The following is a 24,036-nucleotide window of genomic DNA, read 5'->3' as shown; positions in this document are numbered from 1 at the left end:
AGAAAAGAGCTGTTGAGAATAATCTCAGCAGCTCTTTTTAGTATGTGCATATGTAGAAGAATAATCACGCCAAATTTCATTCATTTTTCGTCTACCGATATCTACCATCGGATTAAACTGAATTGCAGCTTTCTGACGAACAAAGTGAACGTTTTGCATGGCGTGAGATAATTGTTGGTCGACTATATCACGTTTTTTACTTGCATATTTTGCGATAGATAGACCTGCAACTGTTCCTTGCGCCATCGCAATTTTTCCGCTTTCAATGCCTGTAATATTGCCAGCTACAAATAAACCAGGAAGAGGAGTTTCCATTGTTTCGGAATGGAGAGGAACGTGTCCGCCTAATTCTGAAATGTAATGGAAGGGACAACCGGCTACAGCTGCAAGTTCGGCAAGTGGGTATAATCCCCCAGCAATACAAACAAAATCTGCTTCATATATTTTCTCTGTTCCATTAATAACATTTCCTTTAGAGTCAATATTAGCAACACGTACACCTTCAACTTGATCTGTTCCGATAATTTCAAGAGCTGCTTTCCGAAGGTGAAGTGGCGTTCCGTTTATTTTCATTCCGCTGTTTGGATAGAATGTTAATCCAGCTTTTCGAATCCAATCAAATTTCATAAAGTGGCTACCTATACGCAAAATAGCAGAAGGAGCGAGATGTGCTGCATTTAAAAGAGAGTTTAAAACTTCTTCAGGTTCACCAGCTTTTTGACTTAACTCGCTTTTTTCAGGGAGTATAATATGATCTACTTTAATTCCCGCTAATTGCAATTCACTTAAAATGGCGAAAGACAAAATGTTAGCACCAATAATAATTCCTTTTTTTCCAACTTGCACGCGATGAACATTTGTCATAACTTGAGCTGCTCCAATTGACATCACTCCTGGAAGTGTCCAGCCAGGAAGGGGAATAGAATATTCCGCAGCTCCAGTAGCAAGTAGTACGAAAGGTGCTTCTAACGTACCGATATTAGTATGTACAAACCAATTGTTTTCATCTCTATCTAAATTATAGACCGAAACACCGCACCTGATATGTACTGAAAGTGATTCTGCTTCTTCATGAAGTCGCTTCGATTCTTCTATTCCGTTCCACCATTCTCCAGTAGGCTCTTGATGCAACTGTCCTAACAATCTCCCGCCCGGCTTCATAAATTCATCAATAACGAGCACTTTTAGTCCGAAACGAGCACAAGAGATAGAAGCAGATAATCCCGCTGGCCCTGCACCTATAATAATTACATCACTCATCGCTTTTTCACCATCTCTCTCACGATATTCGGATGCTGTTTCCCGCTTTCAACAACCATGTTTTCTTCTACAACAGTTAAGCATGCGCGTACATTTGTTTGATTATTTACTGTCACGCGGCATTCGGAACAGTGCCCGATATTACAATAAATACCTCGCGGTGTTCCGCTATCTTCATGAACTCTTAATGTCCGTATTCCATTTGCTAACAGGGCAGCAGCTATCGTTTCATGTTCATATGCTTCGTATTGATGACCGTTAAATTGAAAGGTAATACGCTCACTACTTTGTAAAGTACCTAAAATAGGGTGATGTGTAATTCTACTCATTTACTTTCACCTACTGATCCAAAAGTAACTGCACGTATTGGTGGTTGATATTTTAACGGTAGTTCATTAAGAGTTACGTCAGGATTCGCATTTTCAATCATTCGATCTATCATTATTCTGCATGTGCGCCCACCGCAAAATCCCATGCCAGCACGTGTTCTTAGTTTTAATTCTCTTGCCGAGCAGTTATATTCAGCAATTGTCGATTGAAGTTGCCCATATGTAACCTCTTCACAACGACAAACGATTAAGTTGTTTTTATTTGTCATGTGTATTCCTCCTCTAGTTCGATTTTCACAAATTATATATGCAAAAATCATGCCAATATAGAGAGGAGATGGCTACCTGTAAACGCCTGATTGGTGCATAATGATTCTTTATTGAAGTCCAAGTTTCTTTAAACGGTTATATAAAGTAGCCCTTGTTACGCCAAGTTGTTTTGCGCATTCTAATTTATTCCCATTTAAAATTCGTAAAGCCCTTTCAATAACTTTTTTCTCATGCTCATCCATCTCTTCTTGTAAAGAAAGGATTGTATTATTGTTGCTGAGTAATAGGGAATGAGCTGTATGGTTGTCTAAAGTTTCAGTCGTATGAAATGGTAAATATTCTTGTTTTATAATTCCGTCTGTTGCGAATACCACAAGCCGTTCAACAACGTTTCGAAGTTCGCGAATATTACCTGGCCAATTGTAATGAAGCAGTTCATGCATAATGCTTGAAGGTAGGTCACGAATTGGTCGGTTATAGTTGATTGAAAAATCATTTAAGAAAGAATAAGTTAATTCAATAATATCCTCGCGTCTTTCGCGCAGCGGTGGAATATGCAAGCTAACTACATTTAAGCGGTAATATAAATCTTCTCGGAAAGTTCCTTTTCTCATTTCTTCTTGTAAATCACGATTTGTAGCAGCGATAATGCGGAAATCAATATTAATTTCTTTTTCACCACCAACTCGGTAATACTTTCGCTCTTGCAGTACACGTAACAGTTTTACTTGCATATCAAGTGGCATTTCACCTATTTCATCAAGAAATAAAGTACCGCCTTGCGCGAGTTCAATTTTCCCTTTTTTTCCTTTACTATTTGCTCCAGAAAACGCCCCACGCTCGTAACCAAATAATTCACTTTCAAATAACGCTTCTGGAATTGCCCCGCAGTTAATCGAAATGAAAGGCGCCTTCGCTGCCTCACTTGCTTCATGAATTGCTTTCGCAAATACTTCTTTTCCAACTCCGCTTTCCCCAAGTATTAAAACAGTTGATTTTACCGAACAAACTTTTCTAGCTAATTGTATCGTTCTTTGTATAACAGGACTTTTCCCATTCATCGCAAGGAATGGATCGGATTCATCTTTATACTTTGCCACTTCTTGTTCTAAACGGTGCATTTCATGTGACATATTAAATAGTTTTTCATTTAAAGCGACTTGATTTGTAACATCTGTTTCTGAAACGACTGCTCCTATAATTTCATCATTACAATAAACTGGATTTGAATTAATTAATACGAATAAATCGGGACGAGGCTGATGGAACTGAGCGACTATGCTTTTTCCATCATGTAAAGATTGTAAAATTTCCAAGTCTTTATAATCAAAAAAACGAGTAATCGGTTGCCCAATAATCTCATTATGATTGACTGAAAATATTTTTTCAGCGCCATCTGTCCAAGTTCGAACGTATTCTTTACTATCAATGACTGTAACAGAAGAGTCAGTTGTTTGTATTACAGTGTCATAAAATGACTGTAGTTCATTGTAGGACTTATAAAGAAATGGAATCATTTGCTGAGAAGTTATACAGCATAGCGGCTCATTGTTTTCGTTAAGGATGATAACAGCTAATTCATAAGAAAAAGCGTCAATTAATGCAGTGAATGAGTCATCTACATAAATAATTGCGCAATTATATTCTTCTGTAGTAGAAGGGAGATAATAAAACCTTTCGTTTATTTTCTTAATGCGATCAAGGCTACATGTATGATTGATTAAAGTGCTTTCCAAAAATTCTTGTATAGTCGGAAATGAAAATGCCATAATGTCCTCCTGTTATGTATAAAAATTTTGACAGTGATAAAAAAATAATACACCTATTTACTATAAATTTAAAATATTTTTACAAATAAAAATATTATTTATAAAAAATTGTATATGTACAGAATTGGCACGTCAATTGCATAAAAGAAAGTGAGAGGTTTAGGGAAAGGAGGAGTATAGTGTGAGGCATTGCGACGTTTTAATTATAGGTGGTGGAATAATAGGGTGTTCTATCGCTTATTACACTTCAAAATACGGAAGAGACGTAACAATCATTGAAAAAGGAGAATTTGTCAGCGGGACGTCTTCACGGTGTGATGGGAATATTTTGGCCATTGATAAAGACCCAGGGTTTGATAGTCAAATGTCTTTAGTAAGTCAAAAATTAGTAACTGATTTAAGTGAAGAATTAGAGCATTCATTTGAATATAGGGCACCAGGAAGTATTCTCGTATGTGAGTCAGACGAAGAGATGGAAGCTGCGCAGCAATGGGTAAATCGGCAAAAAGAAGCTGGATTACCGTTTCGAATGCTTGATAGGCAAGATATAAGAGAAGAGTCGCCTTTTTTTGCTGATGATTTATTAGGCGGTTTAGAATGTGCGACGGATTCAACTGTGAATCCATATCTCCTTGCATTCTCGCTTCTGTCAAAGGCACAAAAGTTTGGCACAAAAGCCTTTAAACAGACCGAAGTAAAGAGTATAAACATAGATACGAATGGTTCATTTGTTGTAGAAACTACGAATGGAACTTTTACAGCACAACAAGTTGTAAATGCAGCGGGTGTGTGGGCTCCTAAGATTGGTCAGATGTTAAATGTAAATATACCAATTGAACCGAGAAAAGGGCATATTATTGTAGCATCAAGACAACAACACGTAGGGTGCCGTAAAGTAATGGAATTCGGTTATTTAATTTCTAAATTTGGCGGAAAACGAAAAGTAGATGCTTTAACTGAAAAATACGGGGTTGCGCTCGTATTTGAGCCTACTGAAAGTCAAAATTTCTTAATTGGAAGTAGCCGTGAATTTGTAGGGTTTCATACGAGAATAAACAATGAAGTCATTAAATGTATTGCAAATAGAGCGATTCGCTTTTATCCGAAAATGGCAGATATGATGGTAATTCGTTCTTACGCTGGTTTACGTCCGTGGACAGAAGATCATTTACCGATTATTTCACGAGTGGAACATATTCCAAATTATTTCATTGCCGCTGGGCATGAAGGGGATGGGATTAGTCTTGCAGCAGTTACTGGGAAAGTAATTGAAGAGTTATTAAATGAAAAAGAGACAATTATTCCTATTGAACCACTTCGTTTGAGTCGTTTTACAGAAAGGGTGTTAAACGGATGAAGTCACAAAGAGTCTTTACGACAATTGATACACATACGGGTGGGAATCCAACGAGGACATTAATTAGTGGACTTCCAAAGTTGATTGGAGAGACGATGGCAGAGAAGATGTTACATATGAAAAAGGAGTATGATTGGATTCGAAAATTGTTAATGAATGAACCGCGTGGTCATGACGTAATGTCAGGGGCATTATTAACAGACCCGTGTCATCCTGAGGCTGATATAGGTGTTATATACATAGAGACAGGTGGATATTTACCGATGTGTGGTCACGATACAATCGGTGTATGTACAGCGTTAGTTGAATCAGGTTTAATTCCGGTAGTTGAACCAATTACTTCTTTAAAACTAGATACACCGGCTGGCTTAGTTGAAGTAGATATTGCTGTTCAAGATGGAAAAGCAAAAGAAGTATCTTTCTGTAACATACCAGCTTTTTTATTAAAAAATATTACTGTACAAGTGAAAGACATTGGAACTATAGAAGCTGATATTGCGTATGGAGGGAATTTTTATGCCATTATTGATGCGAAATCAGTAGATCTAGAATTAGTACCAGAAAATGCATCTACAATCATCGATAAGGCGATTCATATAAGAAACACAATTAATGAGAAGTTTGAAATCACTCATCCAGAGTATTCGTTTATAAGAGGATTAACACATGTTGAATTTTATACAGATCCTACTCATGAATGTGCGCATGTGAAAAATACAGTTGTTGTACCACCAGGCGGAATAGATCGATCTCCATGCGGTACAGGAACATCTGCGAAGCTAGCTGTATTATACGCTCAGAAAGAAATCGAAATTGGTGAAGAGTTCATTCATGAGAGTATCGTTGGTTCTTTATTTAAAGGATATGTCATGAATACGACACATGTTGAAAATATTGAAGCTGTCATAACGAAAATTACGGGATCAGCTTGGCTTATGGGTATGCATAAATTTTTTTACAATGAAATGGATCCACTTAAAGAAGGATTTTTGCTAATTCCGCCGATGGAACATGAAACGGAGGATATAAAATGAACATTCAAAAAATGTATACAGCAGTAGACGTACATGTAAATGGCGAGGCATTTCGTGTAATGAAAGACGTACCATGCAAATACTACTACAGTTTGGAGCAATTAAATGAACAATTTTCGGGTGAATTAGCAGAAGAGATGAAGCTTTTATTAAATGAACCACGTGGTTTTATCGGTTTGAACGGGTGTATTGTCGTTCCATCTATCCATAATGAAGTGGATGCAGCTGTATTATTTTTTAATCATGACGGTTCGATTCCGCTTCATTATGGAGGCATTGTTGCAGTAATAACGATGTTACTCGAAAGTGGGTATTTAAAAAAGAGAGAGTCCAATCAATACAAAATTGAAACGTTATCTGGAATATTTTTAGTTCATGCGTATGTAGAGAATGATGAAGTTATATCGGTTTCGTTTGAAAGCAAACTATGCTATTTGATTGAGGAAAATTTACAGGTTGGTAATGTAAGTTATTCTCTCATACAAGCAGATAAAGTATATGCAGTTGTAGAAAAAGGTGCGTATTCGCCAGAAATTCGTGTTGAAAACATTTCAGAATTGAAAAGATGGGGAGAAGCTACACTGCAGGCTATACAAAAACAGTCGCTAATAAAAAGGCTTATTTTAGTAGATCCTTCGCAAAAAGAAAAGAACCATATAAAGTCGATTACATTTCATGAAGATAACTTTATCGTACGTTCGCCAGGTTTTGTTTCTACTATCGTTTCCTATGTTCATGCGTTATTTAAAAATGATTATATGGCGGATAAACCTTTTAAAAATGAAAGTATATTTAATAGTTTTATAACTGTGGAAAAAGTGAAGAAGGAGGAACTAGGATACATTTTCCGTTTTGAAAGTAGAGGATTTATTACAGGAATGCAGACGTTTCTATTAGACCCTACGGATCCATTTCCGGCAGGTTTCTTATTAAAATAAAATGTGATAAGGAGAGATAAATATGCAAAAAATTAAAGGGGCATTTCCAGTATTAATAACACCGATGGATGAATTTCAGGAAATTAATTGGGATGGGGTAAAACAAAATGTAAATTACTTTATCGAACAAAAGGTTGCAGGTGTCATCATTAATGGAAGTACAGGAGAGTTTGTAAGTTTATCAAAAGAAGAACGATTTAAAATGGTAGAAACCGTGTTGAAAGAAATTGATGGCCGTATTCCAGTCATTGTTGGAACTGCAGCAGAGACGACGAAAGAAACAATTGAATATACGAAACATGCAGAAGCGCACGGAGCGGATTGTGCATTAATTATAAACTCTTACTATTGTAAACCGAAGGAAGAGGAGATTTATTTTCATTTTAAAGAAATCTCAAATTCTGTAAATATACCAATTATGCTATACAATAACCCATTTACTTCTGGTGTTGATATGAGTACAAAGCTAATGCTCCGTATTGGAAAAGAGTGTGAAAATGTTACACATATTAAAGAATCTAGCGGAGATATTCGAAAAGCGAGAGATTTAGTAAGACAAAGTGAAGGGGCTTTCCAAGTCTTCTGTGGTTCTGAAGATTTAGTTATGGAATCATATTTAGTTGGTGCTTCGGGATGGGTTTCAGTAGCAGGAAATATCGTTCCCGGTCTCGTTACAAAAATGTATGAGCATTTTCAAAATGGTGAATTAGAAAAGGCGTGGGAAATAAACGATGCTATTTTACCACTTTGCGAGTTTCTTGAAGGATCAGGGAAATATGTTCAAATCGTTAAACGTTCCATGGAATTACATGGGCAAGCGGGAGGACCTTCTCGCTATCCAATACTAGGATTAACTGTTGACGAAGATCAAAAGCTTCAAACGATTTTATCAAATATTGCAGCTCATGTAGCTGTTTAAATAAGGAGGAGAACATAATGTTAAAGACAAATATTGAGCTGAAACCAAAAGTGGAAGCGTTTTTAAATGAAGAAATTAAAATGTTTATTAATGGCGAATTTGTTGCTGCTATTGGGGGAAAGACGTTTGAAACGTATAATCCAGCTACAGAAGATGTTCTAGCTGTCGTATGTGAAGCGCAAGAAGAGGATATTGATGCTGCAGTAAAAGCGGCAAGATCTGCATTTGAATCCGGTCCGTGGGCAGAAATGACTACTGCTGAAAGAGCGCATCTTATTTATAAATTAGCAGATTTAATTGAAGAACATAGAGAAGAATTGGCGCAACTAGAAGCTTTAGATAATGGAAAGCCATATCAAGTAGCACTTGATGATGATATTTCAGCAACTGTAGAAAATTATCGTTATTACGCAGGATGGGCTACAAAAATTATTGGGCAAACAATCCCAATTTCAAAAGATTACTTAAATTACACGAGACATGAACCTGTAGGTGTTGTAGGTCAGATTATTCCGTGGAATTTTCCGCTCGTTATGTCTTCTTGGAAAATGGGAGCTGCACTGGCGACAGGTTGTACGATCGTATTAAAGCCAGCAGAGCAAACGCCTTTATCTTTACTATATACAGCAAAACTTTTTAAAGAGGCTGGATTTCCAAACGGTGTTGTAAACTTTGTACCAGGCTTTGGTCCTGAAGCAGGAGCAGCAATTGTAAATCATCATGACATTGATAAAGTTGCTTTTACAGGATCTACTGTTACAGGAAAGTATATTATGCGTCAGTCTGCAGAAATGATTAAGCATGTAACGTTAGAGCTTGGCGGCAAATCACCAAATATCATTTTAGAAGATGCGGACTTGGAAGAAGCAATTAATGGTGCATTCCAAGGTATTATGTATAATCACGGTCAAAATTGTAGCGCAGGATCACGTGTATTTGTTCATCGTAAACATTATGAAACTGTAGTAGATGCACTTGTGAAAATGGCGAACAACGTAAAACTTGGAGCAGGTATGGAGAAAGGAACGGAAATGGGTCCACTTGTATCTAAGAAACAACAAGAGCGTGTGTTACATTACATTGAGCAAGGGAAGAAAGAAGGCGCTACAGTTGCGGCTGGTGGTGAACGTGCACTTGAAAAGGGTTATTTCGTTAAGCCAACTGTATTCACAGATGTTACAGACGATATGACAATCGTTAAGGAAGAAATATTTGGACCAGTTGTTGTTGTTCTGCCATTTGATTCGACAGAAGAAGTAATTGAAAGAGCGAACAACTCATCCTATGGCCTTGCTGCGGGTGTATGGACGCAAAATATCAAAACGGGTCATCAAGTGGCAAATAAATTAAAAGCAGGAACAGTGTGGATCAATGATTATAACTTAGAAAATGCAGCTGCACCATTTGGTGGATACAAACAATCTGGTATTGGCCGCGAATTAGGTTCATATGCGCTTGATAATTATACAGAAGTGAAAAGTGTTTGGGTAAATATAAAGTAATAGGGTGTTTTACTGACAAAAATTGAGGGATGAAATAATGAAAGATGCGGACAACTAGAAAGTTTGATAATAGTTGTCCGTTTTCTTATATATAAAATTGCTTTTCCAAAGAATGATAAGGGGGATTTGGATGGAGAATTTAGTAGAATGGTTAGTAGGGCAAGTGTGGAGTATCGGTTTAGTTGTTTTTGCATTAGGGGCAGGCGTATATTTCACGATTGCAACACGTTTTTTGCAAATTCGTTATTTTAAAGAGATGATTAAACTATTATTTGAAGGAAAGAGTTCCGAGACGGGAATATCATCTTTTCAGGCATTTTGTTTAGCCTTATCAGGAAGAGTTGGAATTGGTAATATTGCAGGGGTAGCGACAGCGATCGCTTTCGGCGGGCCTGGAGCTGTATTTTGGATGTGGGTAATGGCTTTGTTAGGGGCAGCGAGTGCGTTTGTTGAATCAACATTATCTCAAGTATACAAAAGTAAAGTAGGGAATGAATATCGCGGCGGTACTCCATATTTCATTGAGAAAGGTTTAAAAATGAAATGGTTTGCAGTCATTGTAGCGGTAGTTGTAACACTTTCATATGGCATGTTGTTACCAGGTATTCAATCTAGTAGTATCGCAGTTGGATTCGAAAACTCTAATGGTATTAACAAATATATAACTGGTATATTTTTAGTCGTGTTACTAGCGGCAATTATTTTTGGTGGTGTAAAGAGAATTGCTGGCGTTTCTCAAATGCTTGTGCCATTTATGGCAATTGGTTATGTAATTGTTACATGTATCATATTAATTGCGAATGTAACGGAGATTCCAAGTATGTTTGCTTTAATTCTCTCTAGCGCATTTGGTGTAAATGAAATGTTTGGTGGAATTGTTGGTGCAGCTATTGCATGGGGCGTAAAACGCGCTGTATTTTCAAACGTTGCTGGTGTCGGAGAAGCGACGTATAGTTCGGCTGCTGCTGAAGTATCGCATCCTGCAAAACAAGGGTTAGTTCAAGCGTTTTCCGTATATATCGATACAATTGTCGTATGTACAGCGACAGCTCTTATGATATTAATTACAGGTATGTATAATGTTATACCTGAAGGGAAAAGCGCTATTGTAAAAAACATAGGAAATGTGGAAGCAGGTCCAATTTATACGCAACAAGCAGTTGAAACTGTGATGACAGGGTTTGGTCCAATATTTATTTCAATTGCAATTTTCTTTTTTGCATTTACAACGTTACTCGCTTATTACTATATCGCTGAAACGACACTTACTTATTTAGATCGTCAATTGAAGTATGGCTGGTTAAAACCAGTTTTAAAATTTGGATTTTTAATTATGGTTTACATTGGTAGTGTTGAATCAGCGTCGCTTTTATGGAATCTTGGAGATTTAGGAATTGGTAGTATGGCATGGTTAAACTTAATCGCAATCTTACTTTTAAGTAAAACCGCATTAAAAGTGTTAAAAGACTATGAAAGGCAGAAAAAAGAAGGGAAAGATCCAGTATTTAATCCTAAAAATGTGGGGATTGAAGGATTAACATTTTGGGAAGAAAGAAGTAAAGAGGTTGAAAGAAAAAGTTCTAGAGAAAAAGTTATTGTAGATGATAATTTAAAATTATAACATAAATTAACTGAAAATTCTTAATTTAAAAGAAGGTATATTGCCTCCATTTCATCACATACTACAATAGGTATGGATAATATGACTGGAGGGAATAAGATGGAACATGAGCAACATAGTTCGATAAATGATATTCTACATCATTATAAAGAAGGTATAGGTAGTTTTACAAATCAAATTCCTGAAATCGCTGAGACATATAATGCGTTCACGCAAGCTTGTTTTCAAGAGGGTGCTTTAACAAAAAGAGAAAAGCAACTTATTGCATTAGGAATTAGTTTAGCAACGCAAGATGAGTATTGTACAATTTATCATACAAAAGGTTGTCTTGATCAAGGATGTTCAGATAAAGAGATTCTGGAAGCATGTGGTGTTTCAGCAGCATTTGCTGGCGGAGCTGCGATGAGTCAAGCGGTAACTTTAGTGCAAGAGTGTTTAACAGAACTGAAAAATCAAAAGCATTGAATAAAAAACGTTTTAAACTTTATGTTTAAAACGTTTTTTATTTGAAATTAAATTTGTATTCAATTTAATATTCTATATCTTCATAAATAGATTTTTCTACATCAGGAAGAACTGTGTATATACTCTTACCGATTAAAGCTTCTAATTCTTTCTTAATCGCATAAAACCCTTTCCAATGTAAAGATGTATGAGATGTTGTACCATGACGCAAACCAACAGAAATTAATCTTCTTTCCAGCGTAGTAAAGCCACCCGCATCAGCAAGAGCGTCACAAAGAGTAATTACTTTATTGTATAAGTCGTAGTTACAATGTTCATTTAATATTTCAACTAACCGGCTTCTCATATGGTCAGGAACGAGACTCCATTCCGCTGCGATATCTATATGTTCATTTTTGCATGGGAATGAGTGTGTCACACAAATAACAGCGTTTCCTGTATACCCTAAATCATTCATATATATATAACCATCATAGGAATGAATGACCGATTTGGTAAAACCTTTGTATCTTCCGATATCATGCAAAAGGGCAGCGTTATATGCTATGTCAGCATCTAGGTTATACCCATTTTTAATAAGTTCTATAATTATGTTTTCAGTTGCATGAGCAACATGTAGTGAATGTTCAAACCAAGGACCCGGGTTTTTTTCATATGCCCATTCGAGTAATTCTTTTGCGTACGTTCTATCTAATATATATTTCATATCGTTATCCTTTCACAAAAAGTCATATCTTTCTATAAATTCATCTTATTATTTCATTATTCCTTCTTTAAAAATTGTTACAATGAAACAAAAGGGGGAAAATTAATGCGAAATTTAGTAATTGAAGAAATAAAGCAACTAGAAAATGATATGGAAGAACTTTCGAAACTTTTGAAAATGGTTGTAAATGATGGGGCATCAATTGGTTTTTTGCCTCCACTGGAACAAAAAGACGCAACAAAGTATTGGCAAACAGTATTAGCGCCAGAAGTGATATTGTATGTGGCTAAAATAAACAACGAAGTAGCAGGGAGTATTCAATTACAATTAGTTACTAAGCCTAACGGAATTCATAGAGCCGAGATTTGCAAATTAATGACTCATCCAAACTTTAGACGTAACGGTATTGGACGATCGCTTATGCAAAAAGCAGAGGAACGAGCAAAGCAAGAAAACAGGTCTCTTTTAGTATTAGATACTAGAGAAGGAGATCCTTCCAATAAACTGTACAAATCACTAGACTACCAAGAAGTTGGAACAATACCAGGGTATGCAATTTCTCCGAATGGTAAGTTAGATGCTACGATTATTTATTATAAAAACATTTAAGGTATAATCAAACGGGGAGAGTGCTTAATTATTAGTAAGTGAATAATAAACGACTATTTTTAACACCATCTATATTTTTCTGGCGGTGTTAAAATAGTTAATTATAATCTAATTAACGCACTAAATGAATTTGAGAAAGTTTTTAGAGGGTTCTTTTAGTAATGATTCTCGTCTTATAATAAATGTAGAGAAGATGACTAGCCAACTATAGTTATTTTCGCTTTATTATCGGAAGGGGATGAAAGTATGAAAAAGAATAGTTTACAAAAGATGAAGAAAGTTATTTTAAGTGGTGGAGTATTACTTACGGGATTATTAACATTTGGATTTTCAGAAAAGGCTTCAGCTCATGGATATGTAGAATCACCAGCGAGCCGATCTTATTTATGTAAGCAAGGGGTAAATGTAAATTGTGGACCGATTCAATATGAACCACAAAGCGTAGAAGGGATAGGTGGATTTCCGCAACTAGGACCTTCTGATGGACAAATTGCAGGGGCTGGTCATTTTCCCGCTTTAGATGTTCAAACTGTAGATAGGTGGAAGAAAGTTACGTTAAATGGCGGGACGAATACATTCAAGTGGAAACTAACGGCTCCTCATAGTACAAAAGAGTGGAAATATTATATTACGAAAAAAGGTTGGAATCCAAATAAACCTTTAACGCGATCAGATTTAGATTTAGTGCCATTCTATGTGAAAAATGACGGTGGAGCTAGACCAGGGACAACAGTAACGCACGAAGCAAATGTACCAACTGACCGTAGTGGATACCATCTTATTTTAGCTGTTTGGGAAATTGCAGACACTGGAAATGCGTTTTATCAAGTTATAGATGTAAACCTTTTGAATAATGGCTTATCCTCAAATTTCGCTTTTAACAATGTAGTGCAAGCTCCTACACTATTTTAATTGAAACATACATTTCGATCATCTAATTCATTTTAGATGATTTTTTTTATGAAAATGATGAAAAATATAGAAGAAAGTGCAATTATTTATAAAAAAATATGCTTTAAATATTGTCATATTTGCTTCTTTAAGATATCCTTTTCATGAAGAGGTGGAAAACATGGAAAAAGTACTAGTTTTCGGGCATAAAAACCCAGATACAGATGCAATTTGTTCTGCAATTGCTTATGCAGAATTGAAAAAAGAATTAGGAATGAATGCTGAGCCTGTACGTTTAGGCGAAATCAGCGGTGAAACTCAATTTGCGTTAGACTATTTTAAAGTAGAAGGACCGCGTTTTGTTGAGACAGTAGCAAGCGAAGTGGACAACGTTATTTTAGTTGACCATAACGAGCGTCAACAAAGTGCTAACGATATCGAATCAGTTCGTGTGTTAGAAGTTATTGACCATCACCGTATTGCTAACTTTGAAACAAGCGATCCTATATACTATCGTTGTGAGCCAGTTGGCTGTACAGCTACAATCTTAAACAAAATGTACAAAGAAAATGGCGTAACAATTCGTAAAGAAGTTGCAGGTTTAATGTTATCTGCAATCATTTCAGATTCTTTACTATTCAAATCTCCAACTTGCACAGAACAAGACGTAGCAGCTGCTCGTGAATTAGCGCAAATCGCTGGTGTAGATGCAGATAACTACGGCTTAGAAATGTTAAAAGCTGGTGCTGACTTAAGCGGAAAAACAATGGAGCAATTAATCTCTCTTGACGCTAAAGAATTCCAAATGGGTAATGCGAAAGTTGAAATCGCACAAGTAAACGCTGTTGATACAAACGACGTTCTTGTACACCAAGCGGAACTTGAAAAAGTAATCTCTGCAGTAGTAGAAGAAAAAGGTTTAGACCTATTCTTATTCGTTGTAACTGATATCTTAACTAATGATTCTGTCGGTCTTGCGATCGGTAAAGCAGCAAACGTTGTTGAGAAAGCATACAACGTATCACTAGAAAACAACACAGCTACTTTAAAAGGTGTTGTATCTCGTAAAAAACAAATCGTACCAGTATTAACAGAAGCATTCCAAGCTTAATCGTATTGCGTACAGATGAACAGTAAGGACAAGTAGTCAGATTGGCTACTTGTCTTTTTTTATCTCTAAAAAACAGAAAATTAAAAACGGGAGGATTGTGTATGTTTAATGATTTGGAGAGTAAATTACAGTCACTTTTAGAACGAAATATTACGTCGGTTTCAGAATTAGAGAGCTGGCTCTCGGAGGAGCTACGTTTAAACGCTGAAATACAGAAGTTGCGTTTGACTTTTTAGAAGAAAGGATATAAAGTACTGTAAGGGTCATTCTAAATTTGATTAACGAATTAAAATAAGGATAGCGTTAGCTATCCTTATAATCGTTTATTCGTAAGATTTTTTCTTGTTTATATAAAATGTGATTATCGTAGTAATGAAGAAAATAGGTATCGCATACACTTGCCCAACAAATAACTTCCAGCCGACATAATTATAGCCTTCAGATGCTGGGATGATAACGGAAATAACGCAAACGATAAAATAGACTAATAGTGCAGGGATAATATTTTTCATTTTTATGAACCTCCTTTACTGTTTTATTTATACATACTTTTATTATAATTTAGTTTCGTTATTTTGAAGAAAAAATGAAAAATTTTTTATGGTATTATAATATTTGCAATGAGAGTAATCTATAGTACGCATATGGTAAAATGTGTAATTTTAACTTTCAGAATTATTATATAGTATTTTGAGAGAAAAATGTACAAAATAACGAATTTTATTTACCAAAGTAAAGGGAGTAGAAATATATATGAAAAGGATATGTATAATTCCATGTGGAAAAAAGAAAATTTGGGATAAACATTCAGACTACGGACCGATGGAAGCAAAAGATGTGTATATTAGTCCGTTCGGAAAAGCATGTCAGGCGTACGCAACTATGTTTTTCGAAAACTGGGTTATATTATCAGCGAAACATGGATTTTTAAGACCAAGTGATATTGTATTAGAAAACTATGATCTTGCATTTGATTCAAAAAGCGATGAGGTAATAAGTATAGAGCAATTACAAAAACAGATGGTAGATAAAAGTTTACTACAGTTTGACGAAATCGTCTTACTAGCAGGGAAGAAGCATAAAAAAGTAGTGACAAAGTTATATCCAGAAGAAATGATTACATATCCGCTAGAGGGGTGTAAAGGAATTGGATATATGTTGCAAAGGTTGAAAGAAGCTGTGAAGGAAGGGGAGGAAATATAGGTGTAGTTTCAGTGATTTTAAACTCTATTTATTTAGGGAGCTGAAAAGTAAAATAGAGTTTTTATGCATCGCCGAAAGGGTGATGCTTTTTTGTTCGTGTCGTCATTCATGTAAAAGTAATTTAGAGAATAAATCATTCGATTTATGAAGCGATAGCTTTTTTATATCGAAAACAAATTGCGTCACTTTTAGAAAATATAGGACGTATGGGCACAGTTAAGATTGTAAGTGGGAATAGCAATAAGACAAGTTTTGAATAGGATATTAAGAAAGGAGATGTTGATAAATAATGGCTAGATATAGTTTGCACGGAGGACACAATAGTATTGTTCAAGGTGCTAATTTCGGGAATCGGAAAGAACACGTTCTAGATAGGCAAGTTAAAGATGCCGTGGCGGCTAAGTTAAGAGCCCTAGGACACACGGTTTATGACGATACGGACGAGGTAGGGGCAACTCAATCACAAAATTTAAATAATATCATTCGGAATAGCAATTCCCATGCTGTGGATTTAGTTATTTCTTTTCATCTTAATGCAAGTGATGGAAATGGACAGGGTGTTGAGGTTTTATATTATGATCAGAAAGATTTGGCGGCTAAAATCTCAGCTCAACTAGCAAAAGATATTGGATGGCGTGATCGAGGTGCGAAACAGCGTACAGATTTAGCGGTATTAAATGGGACGAAAGCACCTGCTATTCTTATAGAATTAGGATTTATTGACAATGAATCTGATATGGCAAAATGGAATGTTGATAAAATCGCTAATTCTATTGTATTTGCTCTTACAGGACAAACTGGAGGAGGTGCAGCGAATTTGCTCAAAGTAAAAACTGGTGGTGTAGCATTTAGTAATTTACAAGCTTTGGCTCAGGCTATGGTTGATGCGGGTATTGATGGACAAATTGTCGTTCAAAAAGATGGCATTGGTTATGCTATAACGAATGGTTATCCGTCCGGGAATATTGATAAATTTACAGCTTGGTTAGATGCACGTAAATGGTACTATGAGTACGTGAGATAAAACGAAAATTGGTTTGATTAAAAACTAAAAATTGTCTTATTTTTAGTTAACAAGTATATTAAGTAACCAATAATTATGTAACTATAAAAATATGAACAATGTATATGTAAATTAGTAAACAAAACCACCTGTCAGAAAGGTGGTTTTGTTTATCTAGCTATTTTTAGGCAGTAAAATTCTTATCTCAAAATTCGGATGAAGCTAAGAAATTAAGTGGGAATTTCACTGCTCGTAGCCTCCTACTAATTATAGTTTCACTTTATATAGTTTAGAGTTTTGTAAACCTTTACTTATTCAACCCGTAATAATATTTTGTTTTCTCAATACATAAGCCGAATTTTAAATTATTACCCAATAATATAATACCTCTCATACTATTTATTAGTTGATAATAGCAAAAAAACAAGCTTTGAATATAATAATGAAAAAGGAGATGTTAAATAATGGGTTATATTGTAGATATTTCGAAATGGAATGGCGACATTAACTGGGATATCGCAGCACCACAATTAGATTTTGTAATTGCACGTGTGCAAGATGGTTCAAATTATGTAGATCCTTTATATAAAAATTATGTACAAGCAATGAAAGCAAGAAATATTCCGTTTGGTAATTATGCGTTCTGTCGTTTCGTTTCAGTAGAGGATGCACGGATAGAAGCAAGAGACTTTTGGAACCGTGGTGATAAAAATGCAACAGTTTGGGTAGCTGACGTAGAAGTAAGAACAATGAACGATATGAGAGCGGGTACACAAGCTTTTATTGATGAATTACGCAGATTAGGAGCTAAGAAGGCTGGTTTATATATTGCTCATCATATGTATGCTCCATTTGGAATGGCAAATGTCAATTCTGATTTTGTATGGATTCCTCGTTATGGTGGTAACAAACCGGCGTATTCATGTGATATTTGGCAATACACAGAAACAGGGAATGTGGCTGGTATCGGCAAGTGTGATTTAAATAAGCTGATTGGAAATAAGCCGTTAGCTTGGTTTACAAATCCAATTGTTGAGCCGATAAAAAAACAAGAAGGGGTTGGAATTATAGTGAATAAATATAACAAAGTAGTTACTTATGAATTTGGTGTAAATTTAGTTCCTGACATGATTCAAATGATGGATAAGCTTGGATATACTTCTAAAATAATATCTCGTGGAGATAACCAAGGGCTTGTGTATTTCGAAACAGATTATCGTCAAGGGAACGAACTGGACAAAGCAACTGCTTGGTTAGATACGAAAGGAATTAAATATTTTTATGTAATCTTTTAACTCTACTTATAATATGGAGAAAATAGACTAATAAACAAGCCTTTGTATACTTTTAAACATAGAATATGATGAATTCTATTAAGGAGGAAGCAGATTCATGGGGAATACTTGTCATTGTGGGCATTCCCGAAATTGTAATACATTTTGGGATAATTTAATGTTTGGGAGATGTAGATGTAAACGCAATGATTTTCACGAATGTTGTTGCAAAGAGAAACCGAAATGTGAGTGTGAAAAATGTCATTGTAAAACAAAACCGAAATGCCATTGTATTCATGAAGAGGAAGGGTATTAATAATAAAAAAGAGTACGATACGTACTCTTTTTTTGGGTGATTATATTCCATCTTGAACAGATTTCTTTACAATTACCCATGTGTCTTTCTTTTTAACCGTTATAGCTACATTAGTTCCATTAGATTCCTTATAAAAGATATATCCATTGTTTGAGTTTACATATGTTACTGGTTCGCCTATGCAATCTCGCGAGCAGGATTTGTTGACCAGTTCAATTAGGGATAGTTCACTTGGATCGGTTTTGCTTGCTTCTATAACAGCATCAAGGCTTGTTTTTCGATAACCTTGCAAGTTTATATGAAAAAGCTGCTCTATTTCTCCTGTAATGCTAGTGTTCATTACTTCTACTGAATTCTTTTTTTCTTGAAGAAAGCCGTTTTCATAAAGTAATTTTGTATAGCCAATCCATGCTATTAACACTAGCATGAAAAACATACCCGTCATTTTAAGTATTCGAAGTCGTTTGCTTATAATTGTTTCTGAGTATTTCATTCACTCTAATCCTCCAATGTTTTTAATTTAAAATATGCTTGGATACATACTTTTAGAAGAGGATGAAAGTTAATGAGTTTTCAATAAAAAAGAAAACATCCAGAGTTAGATGCTTTCTTTTTTTGTATTTTTGGCTATCTGTTCGTTACTTGTTTCATAAGTGGTCTTATTTCTTTAACTGGTGGTTTCTTATCATAGGCATCAACGTAAGAAAAGTAGTAGTTTAAGTTTCTTAGAAGACCTTTTCCTATTTTTGCACTTAAGAAAGGAAATACTTGTCCGGTATAATCATCGAGAGATTTACAGTAATATTTTTCATCTAAATATATACTGTATTTACATGTTAGTTCTACTAAAGGATTCCCTTCATCATCAAATACTTCTTTAGAATCAATAATATCTATTAGTGCAAATTTTTCATTTAAGTAAACTTTCTTTTTTTTCTCGTGTTTATTTGTAAGTATAAAAACGAGACCAATCGCGTTAATCAAACTATTTCCTCCTATAAAAAACGGATATTAATAAAATATATCGATATAAGCTAAATGTAAAGAGGAGAGGTGAAATATCATGGAGAGAAAACTAAATAAGCCGATTTATGTTTGGAAACCGACTTATTTTTATCAAGTATTACTTAGTAGTAATACCTACTCTGATTAAAGTTTCACTTTATTGAAATACTTGCGGGAATTGTTTTACGATTGCGTTTGTTATCATGTCGGCCATTTCTAATGCTTCTTTTTCAATTTTATCGTAAAGTTTTACTCCTGCTTCATAATCTTTATTTAGGAAGGCAAGTGCTTCTGCTTTCGTTAGTGCTAAATGTTCATAAAACATTTTTCTAAATTCTTCTTTATCTATATATGGGTTGATACTGTTAAGAAATTCAATAATTTCATCACCATTAGCGTACCATTTTTTCTCTATAGCGGCCGCTGCATTTTGATTACCAGCTTTTGCGGCTTTAACAAGATCCGCTGCAATTACTAAGTGATCTTTAATTAATGCACTATATTTTTTCACTGCATCCTCACCGTAAAATGGTTCAAGTGATAGTCCCATATGTGTTGCGTTTTGTAGAAGTCGTCCAACAGTAACGTTAACATCTGGTAAATTAAAGACTATACTTATAATAGCCAATCTCGTCCAAGCGACGTGTTGTTCCCATAAAGAACGCATATACCCTTTTAAAAAATTCTCATTTTTACTAATTCGGTAGTTCCGTACGGATAAATCATAGTTTACATAAGGGTTATGGTAGGGGGAGTAATACGATTGCCAATAAGAATACATAAATAGTAACACTCCTTTGAACATGTATAACTCAAAGTATGATGAAGATTTATTTTTAGTTACGTGTCCTAGATTATTTTTAGGGAATTTGAAATGGAGAAATTCAATGAATGACGTTGTGGTATATATGAATAAATTGAATATAAAGTAAAAGAGGGTCTGCAAGGGAAGTTGCAGACCCTCAAAAGGGTATTGCCGAGATGTCGGACTCGACTACGTAATGTTATCATAAAATTCTTTTGAAAAACCCTGGTAAATGTGTCCAAATGAAATTAGGACCTTCATACAGTCAAAGGGACCTGCTTCCCGCGGCAGGCCCCAATAACTAGATAATGTCGATGAGCAAAAAACTCATCTGGAGTACTTTTATAGTAACAAGTAAAATGTCTTTTGTGTATTGAGAAAGAAGAATTGCATAATTATATGTGAACAATTTAACTCCCAACAATTCATGATTATCATGAATTGTTGGGAGTTAAATATGGTTATAAAATGGAGAAAAGACTTGGAAGTGAGATCGAGGTACACAGAAGTATGTAATCATGAAAAAGACCTGCTAATATAAGCAGGTCAACTTAAGGGGTTTATCCAACAGATTATTATATATGGTAACAACTGAATTGTAGTAAGTCTATACATTTAATATTGAGAAAAATTCTGTGAATGATATATTTTTTGCGCATATATTAACGTCTAAAAAGTTGAGAAAGAAAATTAAAAAGCTTTTTATAAGAGAATAATGGCTGATACTTATAGTATGATTCATATTTCCACGCATCATTATTAGAGAATTGGAGTTTTTGTGTTTTCGTTTTCGCTGTGATGGAACTCATATTACAATGCTTCATATAGTAACCTCCTGAATTTATATGTATACGATTAGTAGTATTCAAGAAAGGGAAATAAAATGAACATTTAAATTGAAACTCTTTCTTCTTGTGTACTGGATTTACGTTATAAATGTTGTAAAACATATATAACACGGATGCTAATTCATATTAAATATAGAATAATGAAAAAACAATAAGCGTTTATCCATCCCTTTCAAGTCGCATAAGTGATTGATATAATAGAAGTAGATGAAAGATAAAGAAAAGCAGGTGACTCTTTTTTGTTTACTAAAGCACAAGAACTTTTAGCGTCCTACTTTGGTTATTCTTCGTTTCGAAGAGGACAAGATGAAACAATTAAAAATGTACTAGATGGGAAAGATACAGTTTGTATTATGCCAACGGGTGGCGGTAAGTCAATTTGTTATCAAATTCCGGCATTAGTATTTGAAGGCACGACGTTGGTTATATCTCCTTTAATATCACTTATGAAGGATCAAGTAGATACATTGGTACAGAATGGCATTTCAGCTACATATATTAATAGTTCTATTTCTATTGCTGAAGCAAATCAGCGAATTCAATTAGCGAAACAAGGACATTACAAATTACTTTATGTCGCGCCTGAGCGTCTTGATTCGATGGAGTTTGTTGACCAACTTATCGATATGAAAATCCCTATGATTGCGATTGATGAAGCACACTGTATTTCACAGTGGGGACATGATTTCCGTCCAAGTTATTTACATATACATCGCATATTAGATTATCTTCCAGAAAAGCCGCTCGTATTAGCATTAACAGCAACAGCAACACCGCAAGTACGTGATGATATTTGTAATACACTTGAAATTAATAAAGAAAATACAATTATGACAACGTTTGAGCGTGAGAACTTATCGTTTTCTGTTATTAAAGGGCAAGATCGAAATGAATATTTGGCGGATTATATTCGTCAAAATCAAAAGGAATCTGGGATTATATATGCAGCTACTAGAAAAGTAGTCGATCAGTTATATGAAGATTTAATGAAGGCAGGAGTTTCTGTATCAAAATATCACGCTGGTATGAGTGATATTGATCGCAATGAGCAACAAGAACTCTTTTTACGAGATGAAGTAAGTGTAATGGTAGCAACATCTGCATTCGGGATGGGTATTGATAAATCGAATATTCGTTACGTAATTCATTATCAGCTTCCAAAAAATATGGAAAGTTACTATCAAGAAGCAGGACGTGCTGGTCGTGACGGATTAGATAGTACATGTATATTGTTATATTCTTCTCAAGATGTACAAGTACAGCGTTTTTTAATTGATCAATCAACTGGAGAATCACGTTTTTCAAATGAACTTGAAAAATTGCAAAATATGACCGATTACTGTCATACAGAACAATGTTTACAATCATTCATTTTGCAATACTTTGGAGAAGAACCGAAAGAAGATTGTGGACGCTGTGGTAATTGTACAGACAATCGCGAGAGCATCGATGTGACAAGGGAATCACAAATGGTTTTATCATGCATGATTAGAACGAACCAACGCTTTGGAAAGCAAATGATAGCGCAAGTATTAACTGGGTCGAAGAATAAGAAAGTTATTGAATTTAATTTTCATACTTTACCAACGTATGGGCTTTTATCGAACCGTAGTGTAAAAGAGGTCAGTGAGTTTATTGAGTTTTTAATTTCAGACGAGTTAATTGCAGTTGAGCATGGCACTTATCCGACGTTAAAAGTAACTGAAAAAGGGAAAGAAGTATTACTTGGTAAAGAGAATGTTTTACGAAAAGAACGAGTAGAGACAAGACAAATTGTTCAAGACCATCCTTTATTTGAAGTGCTTCGTGAAGTACGTAAAGAAATTGCACAAGGAGAAGGTGTACCTCCGTTCGTTATTTTCTCTGACCAAACATTAAAAGATATGTGTGTAAAAATGCCGCAAAGTGATTCCGAATTGTTGACGGTAAAAGGTATCGGAGAACACAAACTTGTGAAATATGGCTCGCACTTCTTACAAGCAGTTCAGCATTTTATTGAGGAAAATCCAAATTATGCTGAAACGATTAAGACAGAAGTAGTTTCAGAGCGTAAAAAGTCAGGAAAAGCGTCCGCAAATTCTCATTTAGAAACGTATGAAATGTATAAACAAGGTATTGATTTGAATGAGATTGCAAAAGAACGTAACTTATCAAGACAAACAATCGAGAACCATTTAATTCGCTGCTATGAGGATGGAATGGAAGTAGATTGGAAAAGCTTTGTTCCAGCAGAGTATGAATCTCTTATTGAAACTGCCGTTCAAAATGCAGATGGTGGTCTGAAATCTATTAAAGAACAGCTTCCGAATGAAGTGAGTTACTTTATGATTCGTGCTTATTTACAAATAAGAAAGTAGAGGCATATAAAGGGGATAAGAATTTATGTATCATGTTTTCGTTTATGGCACGTTAAGAAGAGGACAAACGAATGCTCATTATATGCTAGGTGCAACATGCATCGCAGACAGAGCTTGGACATATGGCAAATTATTTGATACGAACGAAGGATATCCGGCCATGACTTATTCGATTGAAGAACAGGTGTATGGAGAAGTTTATGTAGTAAATGATGAGATATTGTGTAAGTTAGATGAACTAGAAGAATATACAGGTAATGCGGAGACTGATTTATATGATCGAATCACGCAAACAGTATATGTTGCTGATAGGGAAATTGAGGCATATGTGTATATCGCTCAAGATAAAAAGATGTTAAAGAAAGTGATAGACTCTGGTGACTGGCTTATGTATCAAAAAATATAATAAGGTAGTTTTAAAAATTGGAAAGCAGATAATGACGA

26 protein-coding genes are annotated in these 24,036 nt (G+C 35.1%); 17 read left to right on the top strand and 9 right to left on the bottom strand.

The features are described 5' to 3' along the window. Positions 1-24: 24 nt before the first annotated feature. From MR136_RS11750 to MR136_RS11735, 4 genes are all read right to left on the bottom strand, one after another. Positions 25-1,260: an NAD(P)/FAD-dependent oxidoreductase gene (locus MR136_RS11750; RefSeq protein ID WP_103622428.1), complete on the bottom strand. Its 1,236-nt coding sequence runs from the start codon at positions 1,258-1,260 to the stop codon at positions 25-27. After that, a complete protein-coding gene (locus MR136_RS11745) occupies positions 1,257-1,589 on the bottom strand; it encodes a (2Fe-2S)-binding protein (protein ID WP_000087065.1) in 333 nt (110 codons plus the stop codon). Before MR136_RS11745 ends, MR136_RS11750 begins: the two co-directional genes overlap by 4 nt. After that, positions 1,586-1,858, bottom strand: a complete 273-nt coding sequence (locus MR136_RS11740; RefSeq protein ID WP_000182619.1) for a (2Fe-2S)-binding protein — start codon at positions 1,856-1,858, stop codon at positions 1,586-1,588. The genes MR136_RS11745 and MR136_RS11740 overlap by 4 nt, the downstream gene beginning before the upstream one ends. 108 nt (positions 1,859-1,966) lie before the next feature. Continuing rightward, complete coding sequence (locus MR136_RS11735) at positions 1,967-3,628, bottom strand: sigma-54 interaction domain-containing protein (protein WP_000885739.1); 1,662 nt, start codon at positions 3,626-3,628, stop codon at positions 1,967-1,969. 181 nt (positions 3,629-3,809) lie between these two features. Here MR136_RS11735 and MR136_RS11730 point away from each other — a divergent pair, with 181 nt between their 5' ends. From MR136_RS11730 to MR136_RS11700, 7 genes are all read left to right on the top strand, one after another. Beyond that, a complete protein-coding gene (locus MR136_RS11730; RefSeq protein WP_001215262.1) occupies positions 3,810-4,985 on the top strand; it encodes an NAD(P)/FAD-dependent oxidoreductase in 1,176 nt (391 codons plus the stop codon). Beyond that, a complete protein-coding gene (locus MR136_RS11725) occupies positions 4,982-6,019 on the top strand; it encodes a proline racemase family protein (protein WP_000842047.1) in 1,038 nt (345 codons plus the stop codon). The genes MR136_RS11730 and MR136_RS11725 overlap by 4 nt, the downstream gene beginning before the upstream one ends. After that, a complete protein-coding gene (locus MR136_RS11720; RefSeq protein WP_242259421.1) occupies positions 6,016-6,957 on the top strand; it encodes a proline racemase family protein in 942 nt (313 codons plus the stop codon). The genes MR136_RS11725 and MR136_RS11720 overlap by 4 nt, the downstream gene beginning before the upstream one ends. Positions 6,958-6,979: 22 nt before the next feature. Then, complete coding sequence (gene dapA / locus MR136_RS11715; RefSeq protein ID WP_242259420.1) at positions 6,980-7,876, top strand: 4-hydroxy-tetrahydrodipicolinate synthase; 897 nt, start codon at positions 6,980-6,982, stop codon at positions 7,874-7,876. Positions 7,877-7,893: 17 nt separating this feature from the next. Then, positions 7,894-9,378 (top strand): aldehyde dehydrogenase family protein, encoded by a 1,485-nt coding sequence (locus MR136_RS11710; protein WP_000920973.1) that lies wholly within the window; start codon positions 7,894-7,896, stop codon positions 9,376-9,378. A gap of 130 nt (positions 9,379-9,508) precedes the next feature. Continuing rightward, positions 9,509-10,999: an alanine/glycine:cation symporter family protein gene (locus tag MR136_RS11705; protein WP_078421236.1), complete on the top strand. Its 1,491-nt coding sequence runs from the start codon at positions 9,509-9,511 to the stop codon at positions 10,997-10,999. A gap of 72 nt (positions 11,000-11,071) precedes the next feature. Continuing rightward, on the top strand, positions 11,072-11,464 hold the full coding sequence (locus tag MR136_RS11700) for a carboxymuconolactone decarboxylase family protein (RefSeq protein ID WP_001999958.1): 393 nt from the start codon (positions 11,072-11,074) through the stop codon (positions 11,462-11,464). Positions 11,465-11,528: 64 nt separating this feature from the next. On the opposite strand, the gene MR136_RS11695 is transcribed toward MR136_RS11700, so the two are convergent. Then, the gene (locus MR136_RS11695) at positions 11,529-12,170 is read right to left on the bottom strand and encodes an HD domain-containing protein (RefSeq protein ID WP_088338697.1); all 642 of its coding nucleotides are present in this window, start codon (positions 12,168-12,170) and stop codon (positions 11,529-11,531) included. 105 nt (positions 12,171-12,275) lie between these two features. On the opposite strand from MR136_RS11695, the gene MR136_RS11690 reads away from it, so the two are divergent. The 4 genes from MR136_RS11690 to MR136_RS28430 all read left to right on the top strand — a co-directional run bounded on the left by MR136_RS11690 (position 12,276) and on the right by MR136_RS28430 (position 15,017). Further along, positions 12,276-12,779 (top strand): GNAT family N-acetyltransferase, encoded by a 504-nt coding sequence (locus MR136_RS11690; RefSeq protein ID WP_078385980.1) that lies wholly within the window; start codon positions 12,276-12,278, stop codon positions 12,777-12,779. Between the two features lie 246 nt (positions 12,780-13,025). Then, positions 13,026-13,691 carry a lytic polysaccharide monooxygenase gene (locus tag MR136_RS11685; RefSeq protein ID WP_000742279.1) on the top strand — a complete coding sequence of 222 codons (666 nt, stop codon included), beginning with the start codon at positions 13,026-13,028 and terminating at the stop codon, positions 13,689-13,691. 160 nt (positions 13,692-13,851) lie between these two features. Then, positions 13,852-14,781 (top strand): manganese-dependent inorganic pyrophosphatase, encoded by a 930-nt coding sequence (gene ppaC, locus MR136_RS11680; RefSeq protein ID WP_000416873.1) that lies wholly within the window; start codon positions 13,852-13,854, stop codon positions 14,779-14,781. 101 nt (positions 14,782-14,882) lie between these two features. Then, positions 14,883-15,017: a hypothetical protein gene (locus MR136_RS28430; RefSeq protein ID WP_000481362.1), complete on the top strand. Its 135-nt coding sequence runs from the start codon at positions 14,883-14,885 to the stop codon at positions 15,015-15,017. Positions 15,018-15,104: 87 nt separating this feature from the next. Here MR136_RS28430 and MR136_RS11675 read toward each other — a convergent pair whose 3' ends face one another. Further along, positions 15,105-15,293, bottom strand: coding sequence for a DUF4017 family protein (locus MR136_RS11675; RefSeq protein WP_000789486.1), 189 nt, complete (start codon positions 15,291-15,293; stop codon positions 15,105-15,107). A 241-nt stretch (positions 15,294-15,534) separates the two neighbouring features. On the opposite strand from MR136_RS11675, the gene MR136_RS11670 reads away from it, so the two are divergent. The 4 genes from MR136_RS11670 to MR136_RS11655 all read left to right on the top strand — a co-directional run bounded on the left by MR136_RS11670 (position 15,535) and on the right by MR136_RS11655 (position 18,617). Beyond that, positions 15,535-15,984, top strand: coding sequence for a DUF6884 domain-containing protein (locus MR136_RS11670; RefSeq protein WP_103622424.1), 450 nt, complete (start codon positions 15,535-15,537; stop codon positions 15,982-15,984). Between the two features lie 289 nt (positions 15,985-16,273). Then, entirely contained in the window at positions 16,274-17,008 is a 735-nt protein-coding gene (locus MR136_RS11665) for an N-acetylmuramoyl-L-alanine amidase (RefSeq protein WP_000135279.1), read from the top strand. 443 nt (positions 17,009-17,451) lie between these two features. Beyond that, entirely contained in the window at positions 17,452-18,282 is an 831-nt protein-coding gene (locus tag MR136_RS11660; protein ID WP_242259419.1) for a GH25 family lysozyme, read from the top strand. A 161-nt stretch (positions 18,283-18,443) separates the two neighbouring features. Continuing rightward, positions 18,444-18,617: a hypothetical protein gene (locus MR136_RS11655; protein WP_000503004.1), complete on the top strand. Its 174-nt coding sequence runs from the start codon at positions 18,444-18,446 to the stop codon at positions 18,615-18,617. On the opposite strand, the gene MR136_RS11650 is transcribed toward MR136_RS11655, so the two are convergent. The 3 genes from MR136_RS11650 to MR136_RS11640 form a co-directional block, all read right to left on the bottom strand. Then, positions 18,618-19,070: a hypothetical protein gene (locus tag MR136_RS11650; protein ID WP_000877572.1), complete on the bottom strand. Its 453-nt coding sequence runs from the start codon at positions 19,068-19,070 to the stop codon at positions 18,618-18,620. It lies immediately after the preceding gene. 134 nt (positions 19,071-19,204) lie between these two features. Then, complete coding sequence (locus MR136_RS11645; protein ID WP_000606231.1) at positions 19,205-19,561, bottom strand: hypothetical protein; 357 nt, start codon at positions 19,559-19,561, stop codon at positions 19,205-19,207. A 178-nt stretch (positions 19,562-19,739) separates the two neighbouring features. Then, a complete protein-coding gene (locus MR136_RS11640; protein ID WP_000287728.1) occupies positions 19,740-20,363 on the bottom strand; it encodes a hypothetical protein in 624 nt (207 codons plus the stop codon). Positions 20,364-21,474: 1,111 nt separating this feature from the next. On the opposite strand from MR136_RS11640, the gene recQ reads away from it, so the two are divergent. Both recQ and MR136_RS11630 read left to right on the top strand, forming a co-directional pair. Next, positions 21,475-23,592, top strand: coding sequence for a DNA helicase RecQ (recQ, locus tag MR136_RS11635; RefSeq protein WP_103621494.1), 2,118 nt, complete (start codon positions 21,475-21,477; stop codon positions 23,590-23,592). Positions 23,593-23,617: 25 nt separating this feature from the next. After that, positions 23,618-23,998: a gamma-glutamylcyclotransferase family protein gene (locus MR136_RS11630; RefSeq protein WP_000274908.1), complete on the top strand. Its 381-nt coding sequence runs from the start codon at positions 23,618-23,620 to the stop codon at positions 23,996-23,998. Positions 23,999-24,036: the final 38 nt, after the last annotated feature.

This window comes from Bacillus cereus group sp. BfR-BA-01311, assembly GCF_022664295.1.
GTDB lineage: Bacteria > Bacillota > Bacilli > Bacillales > Bacillaceae_G > Bacillus_A > Bacillus_A cereus.
Note: the sequence above shows the minus strand (reverse complement) of the source record. Positions and strands in the feature narration are given on the sequence as shown.

Excerpts from the sequence above, each read along its gene's own strand:
- MR136_RS11665 (WP_000135279.1), top strand. The coding sequence starts at position 16,274 with ATGGCTAGATATAGTTTGCACGGAGGACACAATAGTATTGTTCAAGGT.
- MR136_RS11745 (WP_000087065.1), bottom strand. The coding sequence starts at position 1,589 with ATGAGTAGAATTACACATCACCCTATTTTAGGTACTTTACAAAGTAGT.
- ppaC (WP_000416873.1), top strand. The coding sequence starts at position 13,852 with ATGGAAAAAGTACTAGTTTTCGGGCATAAAAACCCAGATACAGATGCA.
- MR136_RS11710 (WP_000920973.1), top strand. The coding sequence starts at position 7,894 with ATGTTAAAGACAAATATTGAGCTGAAACCAAAAGTGGAAGCGTTTTTA.
- MR136_RS11675 (WP_000789486.1), bottom strand. The coding sequence starts at position 15,293 with ATGAAAAATATTATCCCTGCACTATTAGTCTATTTTATCGTTTGCGTT.
- MR136_RS11725 (WP_000842047.1), top strand. The coding sequence starts at position 4,982 with ATGAAGTCACAAAGAGTCTTTACGACAATTGATACACATACGGGTGGG.
- dapA (WP_242259420.1), top strand. The coding sequence starts at position 6,980 with ATGCAAAAAATTAAAGGGGCATTTCCAGTATTAATAACACCGATGGAT.
- MR136_RS11740 (WP_000182619.1), bottom strand. The coding sequence starts at position 1,858 with ATGACAAATAAAAACAACTTAATCGTTTGTCGTTGTGAAGAGGTTACA.
- MR136_RS11700 (WP_001999958.1), top strand. The coding sequence starts at position 11,072 with ATGGATAATATGACTGGAGGGAATAAGATGGAACATGAGCAACATAGT.
- MR136_RS11690 (WP_078385980.1), top strand. The coding sequence starts at position 12,276 with ATGCGAAATTTAGTAATTGAAGAAATAAAGCAACTAGAAAATGATATG.
- MR136_RS11670 (WP_103622424.1), top strand. The coding sequence starts at position 15,535 with ATGAAAAGGATATGTATAATTCCATGTGGAAAAAAGAAAATTTGGGAT.
- MR136_RS11640 (WP_000287728.1), bottom strand. The coding sequence starts at position 20,363 with ATGTATTCTTATTGGCAATCGTATTACTCCCCCTACCATAACCCTTAT.
- MR136_RS11660 (WP_242259419.1), top strand. The coding sequence starts at position 17,452 with ATGGGTTATATTGTAGATATTTCGAAATGGAATGGCGACATTAACTGG.
- MR136_RS11735 (WP_000885739.1), bottom strand. The coding sequence starts at position 3,628 with ATGGCATTTTCATTTCCGACTATACAAGAATTTTTGGAAAGCACTTTA.
- MR136_RS11720 (WP_242259421.1), top strand. The coding sequence starts at position 6,016 with ATGAACATTCAAAAAATGTATACAGCAGTAGACGTACATGTAAATGGC.
- MR136_RS11705 (WP_078421236.1), top strand. The coding sequence starts at position 9,509 with ATGGAGAATTTAGTAGAATGGTTAGTAGGGCAAGTGTGGAGTATCGGT.
- MR136_RS28430 (WP_000481362.1), top strand. The coding sequence starts at position 14,883 with ATGTTTAATGATTTGGAGAGTAAATTACAGTCACTTTTAGAACGAAAT.
- MR136_RS11750 (WP_103622428.1), bottom strand. The coding sequence starts at position 1,260 with ATGAGTGATGTAATTATTATAGGTGCAGGGCCAGCGGGATTATCTGCT.
- MR136_RS11685 (WP_000742279.1), top strand. The coding sequence starts at position 13,026 with ATGAAAAAGAATAGTTTACAAAAGATGAAGAAAGTTATTTTAAGTGGT.
- MR136_RS11630 (WP_000274908.1), top strand. The coding sequence starts at position 23,618 with ATGTATCATGTTTTCGTTTATGGCACGTTAAGAAGAGGACAAACGAAT.
- MR136_RS11650 (WP_000877572.1), bottom strand. The coding sequence starts at position 19,070 with ATGAAATACTCAGAAACAATTATAAGCAAACGACTTCGAATACTTAAA.
- MR136_RS11695 (WP_088338697.1), bottom strand. The coding sequence starts at position 12,170 with ATGAAATATATATTAGATAGAACGTACGCAAAAGAATTACTCGAATGG.